Below are 14,491 nucleotides of genomic sequence, written 5' to 3' on the forward strand. Positions count from 1 at the left end.
TAACAAGGTCAGGTAATAAAGAATAGCCCTTCAGGGATAATAGCGAAAGAATAGAAAAAGAATTACAACTTGTCTCAACGCATCGGAATCAGCCTGCCTGACACCAAAAGACAAAACCCTGACCAAAGGCAGACTTTATTCCATTAAACGTATCCAGTTTTTTTTAAAGCATTCTGAAAATCTAACCGAAATTTTGAAGCATCGAATCCATCTAATTTTTTCTGCTTATCCAGCAAAATCTGGGTTGACTGATACAGCAATTCAAATACATAGGAACATATCTCTTCCTCTGAGACAAGTGTCCTTAACTTTTCGAAATCCGGCCGGACACTGTAATGGCCCACATTGTAAGAATAAAACTCGGTATATGAGGAAGGATTTCCAATTCTTTTCTGAAAGCGCAATGGATAAGACTTGTGACTTTCTACAAGCTCTAAATCTATCCAAAGCTGCTCCATATTACCTCCGTAATCTTTGTGCAAGGCTTTTTCAAATGATTCAAAATGTTTCGTTACAGCTTCTGAAACATGATAAGTACTTTGATCTACACTATTTGCATGAAATGCCACTTTTAAAAGGCTGCCAGCAGGCTTTGGACGACTTTCCGGAAAATCTCTTATTATTCCAATTTTAAATGTGCTGTAGGAATTGAAAAAGATCATTTTTGTAAATGACTGATCCATGATCCCGATTTCTTTCTTGTGCAGCATCTTCCAGATTTGGTCGACAACAGCTGACTTATGCATTAATGAACTGTTACCGGAAGAAATACAGAGATAGATTTCATCATCCGTAAAGGTGTCATCTATCGTTTGACTAACAAATTGAGTCCTGAAATCTTCGTTAACCCCGCAATAATGCCATTTTACCTCTACCTCACTTTGGGCTAAATCACCATCTTCATTAAGCCAGTTGCTGAGGTAAAATTTACTATGAAAAAATCTGAATAATTGTTTTGAGTCCATTAGATTAAGTGTTATCTGATTACTTCTGGTATGATTATTTTCACCTGTCTCAAAACAGTCCGCAGCCTGATGTCCGGAACTTCGGAATAAGTCGACCCGAAGCAGGTGGTGAAGCCCGCACTTTTTTATCGTCTAATTTAGAAATGTAATGATTGCTTCTTCATTTTTTGTAGCGTCTGCAAAAACATTTTGTAATGTCAAAAATCCATCAGCCAGATAATCAAAAGCATCATCTCCTTCGTCCCAAATGATCGGATAAATTTCTAATTCATTCATTCTTTCAGGGTTGAACCTTTGTTTTAAATCAGCAATTGTAATTGCCGAAATTTCTCCATTTAATTCAGCAACCTGCTCTGCTGTCAAATAATGAGCGGGACCATAACCTAAATCCTGCTCTTCGTCAATAATTTGTCCGCTGAATAAAATTCTTACCAGATTGTGTTTCGCAGTGGCCAGACCTTGTCCGGTTAGTAAAAATATAATTCCATCCCAGGACTTGTCAATGTCAATCAGATTTTCGGCGTCTGCTTCATCATTATAAATGCTTTCTTCTAATAATGAACTATCTTTCAAATACGCTTCAAGTTCAGACGTGGTCACTCGAAGCAAATTTGCTATCATACTCATAAGTCAATTATCTTAGTTTAAAAATTTAAAATTTTCTTTTATCGATTTGATTGTTGGCAAACTTGCCGATGAAGGGTACCAATCTTTAGAATAAAAGTTCAATTGAAGAACGAAAGCTTTTCAACGTAGCTTTTGGCAATATCTTATCAACAGCTTCCCTTATATCGCAACACAACTTCCGGCTATCACTTTTAATTGACCGTCAAACATTTTCCAGACCCGCAGATAGCGAAGGTTACCTTCAAAATTTTGCTCCAGCATTTTTCCTTTAATATTTGAAGACAAAGTAACCACTACGTCTTCACCAATTTGCTTTATAGAATCGATGGATGAGGTGATTTCTTCTAAAACAAGGTTTCCGGATCTGTGCGTTTCCAGATCCATTTCCTTTGTAATGACTTCACCGTCTGAAAGAACAAAAAGCAAATCATCATGAAGCAATTGATCCAGAATCCCGACATCGCTTTTCTGCATCGCTTCGCGAAGTTGATTTTCAATATCTAGGATTTTCTGTTCATTGAGGATTATGGAGCTCATAAGTTGATTTTTATACGGTTTATAACAAGCTTTCTGTTAACAGTTGTTTTACAAAACTAATATACAAAAAGTTTAGCTTGGCTATAGGTTATTCCATTCCGGTTCTAATTTTGAATCCCATTCAGTTTACATTTCAGTCAATGAAATTTTTAAACTTCAAAAGACTTCAACTGAATTCCTGCTGCTGTTTTCCATTCCAAAAGGCCCACTTGCAGATCTGGCAAGTGTTGCTGCTGCTGCACGAGATGGCGAGGTAAATACATAATCTTTAGTAAGCTGGTAAAAAGCACCTTCAATTTTCAAAGTTCCATCATTCAGCATTTTTTGCCTTTCAAGGCGAATACCGTCAGCTAAAGAAGGCTGCTCCGGAATTATAAATAAAGAGTCTTTATATACAATAAAGCCCTCTGTTGACGGGCTGCCCTTGCTGTTGGCTCCGGCTCCATTTTTACAATAGAATAACTGGTTTTGCAGTTCATTGTCTTCAATGGTTTCTTCCAATGCTTCAAACAACTTATGCCCTAAAGTAGCTGTAAGGACTTTTGCATGGGAAAGAAATTCTTCCAACTCAGCTTGCTCGGCTTCGGATAATTCAGAAAGGGTAGTCGTATTTTGATTGATAGAGTAACGGCCAGCTTTCAGTGCTAATTCGTGCAAGCGGTTTTCCAGATATTTTATACTGGCTTTATTCAGGTATTTGTCTTTACTGCTAAAAAAGATAGCTTCATTCCAAAAATCTTTATCTGCGATTTGTTGAAACAAGCGATTCACAATTAATTCGGCTTCGCCAATGTAAGCTGACATGTCCCCATCCTTCAAATCCCACCTCACACAATAAAACAGTTCAAAAAATGGGTATCCATTCTTGAGGAATGGAACCTCCTTCACTTCGTCATTTTTATCCTGTTTTCTTTTGCTTAGTCAGCCTTAGACTCGTAAGCCATTCAGCGTTAATTCAATTTTCAATTCATTAAAATTTACAAACATGAAAAAGAACTTTATCGCTAATGAACTTAAAGTAGGCTACCACAGCAACCCTAAATTATCCTGTGATGATTTCAAATACATCAACAATTCAAAATTAATGGATAAAACATTCCGTGTGATCTGGGATATGGAAGAATTTGAAATTAGAGAAAGCTTTATGCTTTATATTTCAACACAAAGCTTGATGTTATTGGATACCGAAAAATTACAGATGGAGGACTGGATGCTGTAATGGTCGACATGAGATTGATTATGTCATTAGCCCTTTTGTGTAATGCAACAAGGATTGTAGTGGCGCACAATCATCCTTCTGGAACGATGACTCCAAGCTTAGCAGATCACGCATTAACTAACAAAATCATTGAAGCTGGAAAAGTCTTAGATATTCAGCTGCTAGACCACATAGTATTGACCTCGAATAGTTATTATTCATTCAAAGATCAAGGAGAGTTTTAATTCTCCTTGATCTTTGAATTCTATTTTTTTCTATTTATATTACCGTTCCAATATAATTTTATATTTCTATCATCAATCATCCATATTTGCGAATTTCCAGCAAATGAAATCTCAACAAGATCCAAATATCCTTTGTTAATAATGACTCTAAAAAACAGTAGTAGGATATCCCGGACAGAGAAGAAATTATATTTTGCCTTTGACAACGCACCATCGACGATTGAGCATATTAGTCAAATGAAAATATAATATCTAAGTCTGCGTCCGGGTCAAACTGACCATCTACCATTTGATCGACTAGCATTAAGCCTTCAGCAAAGTCTTCCAGTACGCCAACAGAGACCGCATATGAAAGTGGATATAATGAGCTGGGTTTTCTAAATTCTTTACCGATCCGGAAAGCATCTTGCTCATCAAAGGCCGATATATCACCAATCTGGTGGGTAATCCCCTTTTCAAAGGACTCGATGAGAAGCTTATGATACGTCGGGAATTTAGCTTGATATCTTTGCGCAAACAAGCAGGATTGCAACTGCGCGACTTCAAGAATATAGCTAACATTTTCAATTAATTCCTCCTCATTAAAGATAGACTCTAAGGCTACCGTACCGAATCCCCCAAGCGCAAAATTGTAACTGAACAGCTCGCGGTAATCCTTGTAACGTGCAAATATCTGCTTGTATTTTTCACCTATAGTTTTGTCAATCCTTTCAATTTCATCGCACACTAGATTCGCAATCTTAGCGTGATTATGTTTTATCAACTTCCCCGCTTTCCATTCATTTTTCGGGTTGACCAAAAGTAGTACGCGAGCGGAAGTAAACAAACTATAGTATCCTAAATAAGGTAGTACAATTCCCAAATTTTGCTTTTTCGCATACCGGAACGAATTGACCAACGTTGTGGTTGCCAGAATGTACTTCCCGGCGACGTAGTATCGATACTTCCATTCCGAAAAAGTTTGGTCATCAATATTATCAATAACCCTTACACTATATCTTTCAAATTTTTTAATATATGCTATAACCTTATCACACTTGATGTCCAAGTACCTAAAATCATATTCTTCAATAAAATCATTCATGTTTATTAATTAGGGTTTTCTAAAACTACGGAAATTCATGTTAATTTAACTGCTGCTATTAATATTAAATAGAATATACTTCATATTTGAAATCATCCATAAAGTCGGAAGTAACTTCTTGAAAACATTGCATAACATTATTAGCGAACGCTCTCTCTGGCAGGAATTTTTCAACATTTATTTTCACTTCTGTGAAATATCGGTAAACATTTTTAACTTCTCCAAGTTACTCATTTATATGTTCCGGATGTACACCCTTTACTAAGTAAAAATTCTCTATGTAGGTCAACATATTCCTGAAAACCTACTTCAAGTTTGAAGGCTTAATTGTTTAAATGGTCTTTTACCAAACGAACCAATTCAGATTTTGTATCGAAGTAGTTGCTCCCTGAGTAGTTAAACTGAAATTTTTACCAAAAATCTTGCCTCTATTTCTTTATCAATATCTGGGTTGAATAGACAATGAAGATTTACTCGAGTAGCTGAGCCAATCACTAGTAGTACTCTTAATTCAGTGTTCGGAATAATAAGGTCGAAATTCTTCGTTATTTCTCCGTATGCAACCAGATGTTTAAACTTAAAGTAATTCTCGATACTGAAATAGTCAGTTATTCCAATTACAGAAATTCTTCTTTTAAACTATTGATATTTTCAACATAATTTTGCCATTTTTCATCAAGAGTTGTTCCTGTAAACTGGTCGTTCTTTTTTTCCCTGCAGTATGAATGTGCAAATGTCAAATTCTCCATTCTGAACCTCTTGAATATTTATTATACGTTGCCATTGTTATTGTCTATAATAATAATTTAGGGTCTTATTACAATCGCAGGAGCTATTGTCTAAAAAAACTAATATACAAAATGTTCATCAATTTATTCATTATTAGTAGTTGTATTTCATCTTTAACTACATTTGTATAACGAGATCTATTGATTTTAATATCAACAAAATATTTATAGATGTAATAAATTATTTTTTATCAAAAAGTCTCACAAATCCTTCATTTTAGCATATCTCTATTTTATTCAATATTTGAAGACAACGAAGTATATCAGATTACTTTAATATAATACTGACAATGATATAATAATATATAGCTATGGAGTACGCCTTCGTGAATTAATCTTAAAACAAAACAGCAATGATGTCACAGATATTTACGAAAAACGAATACTTAGTCCATTGAGGGTGGGATAAAAAACATACATAGAAAAGCTGTAGCTAAACTTCCCTATCTTAATTCTATCTTTGAAAAGAACAATTTTGTTTAAAATATGTCCGAAAAAACAAAAAGCCAGAATAGATTATATTCTGGCCTTTTCAGTCTGGGCGGCAGGATTGGCTCAGCCCCTCTCGCCCCAAACGCAATCCCTGAGTCTCCTGCGGATCGAACCAACGGTTCTCATCCCGCCGAAAACAAAAAAAGCCCTGACTTTCGTCAGAGCTTTTCAGTCGGGGTGGCAGGACGAATCTGCGCACACTCAAATATCTATATGTCAATATGTTGACTTTCTTTAAAAAGAACTACTCACCGTTTAACTCACATATAATTTGTGATTCGATGTTGCAAATTTAATCATTTAATTTGATTGAGCAATACAATTTGGTGATTTTTGATTTAAACCTCAAAATCACTAAAGCGATTTTTCTGGCTCATTTTTTCAAATAAAAAGATTAACAAGGTTCAAAGTTATATAATAAAGCAATCAGACTTAAAGTCTCTTTATATCCGTTAAATTTGCGTTTACTAAAGGGGCTTTTCAAAGTCATTTCATACTGAATATTTATAAAATAATCTCCACAGTTGGGTGAGATTTATGGCAAAAATCTTCCCACAGGTGGGGTGAACTTGGGTAAAGGTATCACTTAATATAATGATGTTTGTGTATTAATTAGGGATAAACTGAATTTGAAATTCGGTATTGATCACAAAAATTATGGGCTATGCAGCATTCTTTACACACCATTATTTTAGAGATACATAATAAGGAAGATAAGATTTTATCACAGAGCAAAAGGTTGATTGATGAGGCTTATGAAATGACCTTGTATCTACAAGACCTGTTATTTGAGGTCAAGAAATATATTGCTAAAAAGGGCTTTCAAAATGATGGGGAAGAAATAAAATTCTTCCGAACCATCAAACCCCAAATACTTGGAAAACTCATCTACTACAATAAAATTTACCGGATTGAAACGACCTGTCCGGTCAGCAACGGCAAAATGTATTACAGTTACTTTTCGACTCAATTAGCCAATCTTAAAAGAGAGTACATTGAGCATATCTGCAATTCAGATTTTTATAGGTACTATCGTTCGGGGCGTACGGACCGTGACGACACCTATTTCAAAAGAGGCAACATAAATTACCACGACGGTCTGAACAGTATCGTCTTTGAAATTGATCCCGAATTTTCTACTTTCTACGATTACAAGACCGCAAGGATTATCGCCAACGAATTGCTTTATACCTATCTGCTGACGAAAATCAATCCAGATGAAAATCCCGATGCTATTTTACAAAAGCCGGAAAACGCCAAAGATATTTTTTGGACAGAAAGCAAAAACGCACTTGTCGAATTGATATATGCCCTGTATGCTTCGGCAGCAGTTTCGCACGGTAAAACCGGTGTCCGAAAAATCAGTTTGATGTTCCAGATACTTTTTGGCATTACGCTCGGTGACCTGCACCACGCATTCCACAGAATGAAAACCCGAAGCGGTTCCCGAACGGCATTCTTGGACCAGCTTAAAACTTCATTGGAAGAATATATGGATAAAGACCTTTAACCCAATGCAGGTCTTTTGTTCAGGGCAGTGCATTGTTGTGTACTGCTTTTTTGTTTATACCATAAGCCAATGTATGTCAATTGGCAAATGATGGTATAAACCATCTCCTAAATACTCGAAATTCTTTTTAAGCCCTACCAAACAAGGGTTTCTCCCAATTGCAAAAATTTTCAAAAAACAGCCAAACCAATTGGCAGGGCTTGGCTGATAAACACTGCCACGCTTCCCAATTTTGCATGGTGAACATTAAAACTTATCGACTATGAATATTGACAGAATGGAATTTATAGCGTGGATGGAACGCATCATGGACAGGTTTGATATGTTGGGCGACAATATTGACGATTTAAAAAAGAAACGCAATAGCATAGACGGAGAAGAACTGCTCGATAACCAGGACCTGCTGCAAATGTTGAAAATCAGTAACCGTTCCCTGCAACGCTACCGCTCCATAGGTAAACTACCTTACTATACCATTAGCGGAAAACTGTATTACAAGCTATCCGATGTGCACCAGTTTATCAGGGAGAGTTTTAACAAGTAAAACGCCAATGCGTGCCAAATACTGCCTTTGACTGCCACTTCGGGCGATGCAGTAACTGCTTCATTTACTTTCGGCAATAAAACTTTAAACTTTTCAGATTATGAGTGAAGAAAAAGAAACAGAAAACCAACAGGTTGCTTCCGAACAGTTATCGGATATACTTTTAGTGCTGGATAAAGAAAAAATGAAAATCCAAGATGTAAAAAGTATTGACAAAAGCGGAAAAATGGAAACGGTTGACCCTACGAAGAAGAACCAAAGCGAGTTCATGCGGGTGGATAAACACGGTGATTTCGTGACCAATTTCCTTTCCAATTTTTGGAGGCAGTTAAAAGACCCTACCAAATTTGCTCTTTTCAAAGTTTCGGCTGACGAAGCCGTAGAGAAAGCAAAAGAATTTCAGAATCAGATAAACAATCCAACTGCCGAAGGCAAAAAGAAAATGGAAAAGCATGAAGTGAAAAATGAACCCGAACAAGAGCAAAAACAAGAAAATAAAAATGATATGACAAAAACAGAGACAACCCCGGAAACAAGCGAGTACCGCTTCCAGCCGGAACAGATTGATTGGGAAACAATGAACAATCTCGGATTAAGCAAGGAATACCTTGAGAAAAAGAACCTCCTTGACCCACTATTGAGGGGTTACAAGACCAATGAGCTTGTACCTATAAGCGTTAATCTTGGCGGTGCGGTCGTCCGTACAGATGCCCGCTTGTCTTTACAGTCCACCCCGGAGGGGGACGTTGTGGCAGCGGTACACGGTATCAGGCGTGAACCCAACTTAAACTTTGAGTTTTTCGGACACAAGTTCTCAGACGAGGACGAACAGAACTTACGTCAAACAGGCAATATGGGGCGTGTGGTCGATCTGATAAACTCCAAAACAGGCGAATTGATGCCGTCCATCATTAGTGTGGACCGGCTTACCAATGAGCTGATTGCTTTGAAAACAGATTTCATCAAAATCCCCGATGAGGTTAAAGGTATAAAACTAAATGACGAACAAAAACAAACCTTAGTGGAGGGCAAACCCCTGTTCATTGAGGGAATGATTTCTACAAAAGGTACTCCCTTTGATGCAAACGTACAGTTCAATGCGGATAAACGGTATGTGGAATTTCTGTTTGACCGAAGCAACAATAACAGGCAAACCCAAAACAGCCAACAGGACAATCAGCAAAGCAGGTCGCAGGAAGCCCCGAAAACCTTTAGGGGAAAGGAACTGGAGGATGAACAATACAACAAGTTCAAAGACGGTCAAACAGTTTACATTCCGAATTTGGTCGATAAGAAAGGGCAAACTTATAACGGCTATATCACATTCAACAAGGAAACAGGAAAAACCAACTTTGAGTTTCCCAACCAATACAAGGAACGGATAAAACCTACAGAAGCCCATAAAACGCAGATTGCCGTCAATTCCGAGGGCAAGACCAACGAAGCGACCAAGAATATCAAAGAGCCTCTACAGAAAGGGCAGCAAAGACCGAAAAACGAAAAGCAACAGGAGCAACAGAACAAACCCAATGCACCTGCAAAATCAAAGGGTAGGAAAGTTAGTTAGGTATGAAAACAATTATCGCAGAAAAACCAAGCGTAGCAAGGGAAATAGCCGGCTTGTTGGGTGTTTCCGAAAAAAAGGACGGTTATCTAACGGGCAATGGCTATTTCGTTACGTGGGCATTCGGACACCTTATCGGTTTGGGAATGCCCGAAGATTATGGGATTTCGGGATTTGACAAGGCTTCCTTGCCGATACTCCCGAATCCGTTTATTTTGACTGTTCGTAAGGTCAAAAAAGACAAAGGTTATACAGTCGATACTGGAGCATTAAAGCAACTGAAAGTCATCAAGGAGCTATTCCATAAAAGCAACAGTATTATCGTAGCTACCGATGCAGGTCGTGAGGGTGAACTTATCTTTCGGTACATTTATGAATATCTGAAATGCCGTAAGCCCTTTCAGCGGCTTTGGATAAGCTCGCTTACTGAAAAAGCAATCAAGCAAGGGTTTGACAGCCTGAAAGACGGTAAAGAATTTGACGGCTTATTTCAGGCTGCACAAGGCAGAAGCCGTGCCGATTGGCTGATCGGCATCAATGCGACACAGGCATTGAGTATAGCCGCTGGCAACGGCATTTATTCGCTGGGCAGGGTGCAAACACCTACATTGGCTTTGATTTGTAAACGCTATCTGGAAAATAAAAATTTCGCTATTAAAAAGTATTGGCAAATTCAGCTATTGCACCGCAAAGAGGATATTGATTTTAAGAGTATCTCAAAAACCAAATGGAACGAACAAAAGCTTGCGGAAGATACATTACGACTGGTCCAAAGACACGGAACCGCAACGGTCATATCTGTGGAAAACAAAAACACCACGGAGCACCCCCCCTTGCTTTTTGATCTCACAGGCTTGCAAAAAGAAGCCAATAAAAAGCTGAACCTGTCGGCAGAGCAAACACTCAATATTGCCCAGAACCTTTATGAAAAGAAATTTATTACCTATCCACGTACCGGAAGCAAATATATACCCGAAGATATGTGGAGTGAGATACCTAATCTTGTAAGAGCGTTACAGGACAATGATAACTTTAAGCAAGCTATTTCTAAATTAAAATGGGGTCGCTTCAATAAACGTGTCGTGAATGACCTGCGTGTAACAGACCACCACGGAATACTCATCACGGACAAAGTGCCGTCTGCACTCAATGCCGACGAAACAAAGGTTTATGATATGATTGCCTTTCGACTGCTCGAAGCTATCTCTCAGCCTTGCATTAAAGAAATAACGGATATAGCATTGGAAGTATCACACTACGATTTTATGCTAAAAGGCTGTAAAGTTTTGGAAGCGGGCTGGCGTTCGATCAAAGGAACATTTTCGGACGAAGATACCGAACCGATACAGGATTTGCCCGAACTGAAAAAAGGCGGTGAATTGAAAATCAAAGAAGCCTCCTGTTTGGAAAAGAAAACAAAACCACCTGTGCTGTTTACCGAAGCCGGACTATTGTCGGCAATGGAAAATGCCGGAAAGGAAATAGCGAATGAAGATGAGCGTAAAGCCTTGCAAGGCATTGGCATTGGAACACCCGCTACAAGAGCGGCAATAATCGAAACGCTTTTTAAGCGGGATTATATCAAGCGTGAAAAGAAATCCCTTGTTCCTACCGAAAAAGGATTGCAGGTTTATGATGCTGTAAAGGACAAAAGAATTGCCGATGTAGCTATGACCGCCGAATGGGAAATGGCTTTGCAGAAGATTGAAAACAACGAGGCAGATGCTATGGATTTTCACCAATCCATGGAAGCCTACGCCTCGGCCGTTACGCAGGAACTGTTGAGCATCAGCATTGCGGGCGAAAAGCAGCACGAACTGACCTGCCAAAAGTGCAAAGCCCATAAACTGCTCATCAGGGATAAGGTGGTCAAATGTCCCGATGAAGCGTGCAACTGGCTTTTGTTCCGCAATATCTGCGGGGTACGGTTGAGCCTTAACGAAGTGGAGAACCTCGTAAACAAAGGAACGACCAGCCTTATCAAAGGGATGAAAAGCAAAGCAGGCAAAAAGTTTGATGCCCGTATCGTACTGAAAGATACCTATGAAACATCGTTTGAATTTGACAACAGCACATATAAAAAGAGATGAACAGCAACGCAATCATAAGCCGAAAGGAAATAGAAAACCTTATCTACACAATACGGGGCAAACAGGTTATGTTGGACAGCGACCTTGCCAAGTTGTACCAGGTCGAAACAAAAAACCTTAACAAAGCCGTAAAAAGAAACATAGAGCGGTTTCCCCAATCATTCTGCTTTCAATTAACAGAAGAAGAAGCTGAAAACTTGAGGTTCCAAATTGGAACCTCAAGTTTAAATTACGGCGGCAGGCGTTACCTGCCCTATGTTTTTGGCGAGCAAGGGGTCGCCATGCTGTCCGCCGTTTTGCGCAGCGAGATAGCTGTAAAGGTCAGCATCGAGATTATGAATGCCTTTGTGGAAATGCGCAGATTGTTAATCGGAAATGCCGCATTGTTCTCCCGGATGGATAAAATCGAACTCAAACAGATTGAAGCGGACGGCAAATTTGAGGAAATCTTTAAGGCTTTGGAAAGCGGGAAGCTGCACAGTGATAAAGGTATTTTCTATGACGGGCAGATATTTGATGCCTATACCTTTGTCGCCGATATTATACGGAGCGCACAAAGGTCAATTATCCTTATAGACAACTATGTGGATGATACGGTGCTAACGCTACTCGGAAAGCGTGGGCAATCCGTATCTGCCACTATTTACACCAAAAATATCAGTAATCAATTACAACTCGATTTACAACGCTACAACAGTCAATATCCGGCTATCAATGTACACGCATTTGCCCATGCCCATGACCGTTTCCTCATTATTGACGGTACGGAACTATACCACATCGGCGCATCACTAAAGGATTTGGGTAGGAAATGGTTTGCCTTTTCCAAAATGAGCGCAGAGGCAAGTAAGATGATTAGTTTACTAAATGGCATATTGTGTGAGGGATAGCAGCGACATCCTTTTGTGGTCCTTTAAGATCCGCAAAAGATATAGCGGATAGCCCGACCCGGTTGCATTTTTGGGTCGTCCTCTGTGCGGTGGTTAAATGCAGACGGTGGCACGCCCCGGTACACTTTCTTTCCCACTTGCTTCAATTGTTTGAAAAAAAATTTTACCCAAGTTCTACCCAACTTGGGTTTTTTATTCATTTGAATGGTTCAGATTTGTATAGCCTATATCAAATTCCATCCGTTTGATTACAGGAACCCCTTACCGTAAAAGTGGAATTGAAGTAAGAGGGCGGAATTTATTAAGGCATCCGATAGGAGAATAAATTACCGCCTATGGAAATACCTTATATCCTAAAAATAGAAAGCGAATTTAAAAGGTGGATAGCCAATCCCAACGACCTCCCGGAGTGGAGCAAATACCCATTACCTTTCGCTGTCCAAAGGCAGGGCTTTACGCTGCCGTATTATGAACTATTGAGCCAGCAAATTAAAAACAGTCCTTTTTTTATAGATTTAGTGCAGCTTAATGTAAGCAACCCTGTTTATATTCCTTTCGACATTCAAGAGCGGCAACTGTACCTTTATTTTATGCTCAAAGGCACATTGTTGTATATGACTGAAAGCCGTAAGCCGATTATAAAAACGCAGCCTAACAGCTTCCTCATGTCCTATTACGATTCGGGCAGGTATTTCGCCTATGCCCAAAAAGGCATGCATATCTGTCTCGTGGTAAGTATTTTGCCTGAATGGATAGAAAGCATGCACCATAACTACCCTAATATCCAAAACGTCCTGCATCGTTTTAAACACGATAACCGCACCTACGACACCATGTACCAATGCAGGATGGACAGGAAGATACACCGATGGCTGTATAAAATATACAGTTATTCACAGACCAATATCGGGGCATTGGATGGCAATCTCCGCAAGTATATCAGCTACCTTCTGGAGCATTACGACACAATGTTAGAAGACCAAAAAGCCGACCTTGCTTATAAAATCAAAGCCTATATCCAGGAACATTATTGTGATAATGCGCTTACCATAAAATTCCTTTCAGAATACTTTTTCGTTACGGAACGTACTTTGCTCAATATCTTCAAACGCCAGTACCACATAAGCGTACAGGATTTTATTACCGAATTGCGCATTTCTCACGCCTTGTTCCTCATCGAAAAACAAGGGAAAGCTATAAAAGACGTATATATGGAAGTTGGCTACACCAATGAACGTCCATTTCGTACTGCTTTAGAGCAATACCTGAAACGCAGGTAACGGAATTTCCCCGAAATTGATAAAATCGGAAAATTTCTTACACAAAGTTGCTCAATATTTACCGATTTTGTCTTTCACACGCTTACGGCTTTGATGAACTTTGTATCAAAGGATGGTGATAACCATCATTAAGATACAAAGACAATGGAAACAGCAGCTACATATCAAAACCAAATCAAAAGAAAACGGATAACACTCAATGTCGTTATTATTCTTTTGCTGCTTCTTTGGATACCCGTAGGCATCGATAAAATAACAGACTTTACAGCGTTTAAAGGAGGCATTCTCCGCCAACCTTTTTCAGATAGCATAGGATATATCCTAATATACTCGCTCCCGGCATTGGAGTTAATAACAGTGCTGGCATTGGTAATGGAAAAGTATCGCAAAGCAGGTCTAATACTATCTACCGTATTAATGACCGCTTTTACAGCATATATCGCTGTGGCTCTTATGGGTGCATGGGAAAAATTACCATGCGGGTGTGGTTCGGTGATAAGTGGTATGAACTGGACACAGCATTTTTTCTTTAATCTCTTTTTCCTTTCCCTAAGCATTTTGGGGCTTTACTTATGGCATAAATTACGAGGTAGCAACGCCGGAGGCGAAGCTACCGAGGGCGCGTCTGCCAAAAGACATATAAAAAAGTATTTTTTAACATCAAAATTTTAAAGCGA

The 14,491-nt window shown here is 38.9% G+C and carries 15 protein-coding genes; 9 read left to right on the forward strand and 6 right to left on the reverse strand.

The window, feature by feature from the left end; genetic code table 11:
• Nucleotides 1–143: 143 nt before the first annotated feature.
• The 4 genes from I6J03_RS03685 to I6J03_RS03700 form a co-directional block, all read right to left on the reverse strand.
• Nucleotides 144–965 carry a hypothetical protein gene (locus I6J03_RS03685; protein WP_003010154.1) on the reverse strand — a complete coding sequence of 274 codons (822 nt, stop codon included), beginning with the start codon at nucleotides 963–965 and terminating at the stop codon, nucleotides 144–146.
• Nucleotides 966–1,097: 132 nt separating this feature from the next.
• A complete protein-coding gene (locus I6J03_RS03690) occupies nucleotides 1,098–1,592 on the reverse strand; it encodes a YfbM family protein (protein WP_232279798.1) in 495 nt (164 codons plus the stop codon).
• Nucleotides 1,593–1,751: 159 nt separating this feature from the next.
• On the reverse strand, nucleotides 1,752–2,129 hold the full coding sequence (locus I6J03_RS03695) for a nuclear transport factor 2 family protein (protein WP_003010147.1): 378 nt from the start codon (nucleotides 2,127–2,129) through the stop codon (nucleotides 1,752–1,754).
• 156 nt (nucleotides 2,130–2,285) lie between these two features.
• Entirely contained in the window at nucleotides 2,286–2,933 is a 648-nt protein-coding gene (locus I6J03_RS03700) for a GIY-YIG nuclease family protein (protein ID WP_157600549.1), read from the reverse strand.
• Between the two features lie 181 nt (nucleotides 2,934–3,114).
• On the opposite strand from I6J03_RS03700, the gene I6J03_RS03705 reads away from it, so the two are divergent.
• Together I6J03_RS03705 and I6J03_RS22870 are read left to right on the forward strand one after the other, a co-directional pair.
• Nucleotides 3,115–3,348, forward strand: a complete 234-nt coding sequence (locus tag I6J03_RS03705) for a hypothetical protein (RefSeq protein WP_003010140.1) — start codon at nucleotides 3,115–3,117, stop codon at nucleotides 3,346–3,348.
• Entirely contained in the window at nucleotides 3,321–3,572 is a 252-nt protein-coding gene (locus I6J03_RS22870; protein WP_394370161.1) for a JAB domain-containing protein, read from the forward strand. Before I6J03_RS03705 ends, I6J03_RS22870 begins: the two co-directional genes overlap by 28 nt.
• A gap of 229 nt (nucleotides 3,573–3,801) precedes the next feature.
• Here I6J03_RS22870 and I6J03_RS03715 read toward each other — a convergent pair whose 3' ends face one another.
• Both I6J03_RS03715 and I6J03_RS22780 read right to left on the reverse strand, forming a co-directional pair.
• Nucleotides 3,802–4,656: a hypothetical protein gene (locus tag I6J03_RS03715; RefSeq protein ID WP_003010137.1), complete on the reverse strand. Its 855-nt coding sequence runs from the start codon at nucleotides 4,654–4,656 to the stop codon at nucleotides 3,802–3,804.
• Between the two features lie 617 nt (nucleotides 4,657–5,273).
• Nucleotides 5,274–5,405, reverse strand: coding sequence for a hypothetical protein (locus I6J03_RS22780; protein WP_003010135.1), 132 nt, complete (start codon nucleotides 5,403–5,405; stop codon nucleotides 5,274–5,276).
• Nucleotides 5,406–6,600: 1,195 nt separating this feature from the next.
• On the opposite strand from I6J03_RS22780, the gene I6J03_RS03720 reads away from it, so the two are divergent.
• The 7 genes from I6J03_RS03720 (at nucleotide 6,601) to I6J03_RS03750 (ending at nucleotide 14,486) form a co-directional block, all read left to right on the forward strand.
• A complete protein-coding gene (locus I6J03_RS03720; RefSeq protein ID WP_002993297.1) occupies nucleotides 6,601–7,446 on the forward strand; it encodes an RteC domain-containing protein in 846 nt (281 codons plus the stop codon).
• Between the two features lie 262 nt (nucleotides 7,447–7,708).
• Complete coding sequence (locus I6J03_RS03725) at nucleotides 7,709–7,990, forward strand: helix-turn-helix domain-containing protein (protein ID WP_002993296.1); 282 nt, start codon at nucleotides 7,709–7,711, stop codon at nucleotides 7,988–7,990.
• Nucleotides 7,991–8,090: 100 nt separating this feature from the next.
• Nucleotides 8,091–9,557: a DUF3945 domain-containing protein gene (locus tag I6J03_RS03730; RefSeq protein WP_201694156.1), complete on the forward strand. Its 1,467-nt coding sequence runs from the start codon at nucleotides 8,091–8,093 to the stop codon at nucleotides 9,555–9,557.
• 2 nt (nucleotides 9,558–9,559) lie between these two features.
• Entirely contained in the window at nucleotides 9,560–11,644 is a 2,085-nt protein-coding gene (locus I6J03_RS03735) for a type IA DNA topoisomerase (RefSeq protein WP_003010128.1), read from the forward strand.
• Nucleotides 11,641–12,534, forward strand: coding sequence for an ORF6N domain-containing protein (locus I6J03_RS03740; RefSeq protein ID WP_003010126.1), 894 nt, complete (start codon nucleotides 11,641–11,643; stop codon nucleotides 12,532–12,534). The genes I6J03_RS03735 and I6J03_RS03740 overlap by 4 nt, the downstream gene beginning before the upstream one ends.
• A 335-nt stretch (nucleotides 12,535–12,869) precedes the next feature.
• Nucleotides 12,870–13,814: an AraC family transcriptional regulator gene (locus tag I6J03_RS03745; protein WP_003010125.1), complete on the forward strand. Its 945-nt coding sequence runs from the start codon at nucleotides 12,870–12,872 to the stop codon at nucleotides 13,812–13,814.
• 144 nt (nucleotides 13,815–13,958) lie between these two features.
• Nucleotides 13,959–14,486 (forward strand): MauE/DoxX family redox-associated membrane protein, encoded by a 528-nt coding sequence (locus I6J03_RS03750; protein WP_002993285.1) that lies wholly within the window; start codon nucleotides 13,959–13,961, stop codon nucleotides 14,484–14,486.
• Nucleotides 14,487–14,491 lie beyond the last annotated feature (5 nt).

Source organism: Sphingobacterium spiritivorum (assembly GCF_016724845.1).
Taxonomy (GTDB): domain Bacteria; phylum Bacteroidota; class Bacteroidia; order Sphingobacteriales; family Sphingobacteriaceae; genus Sphingobacterium; species Sphingobacterium spiritivorum_A.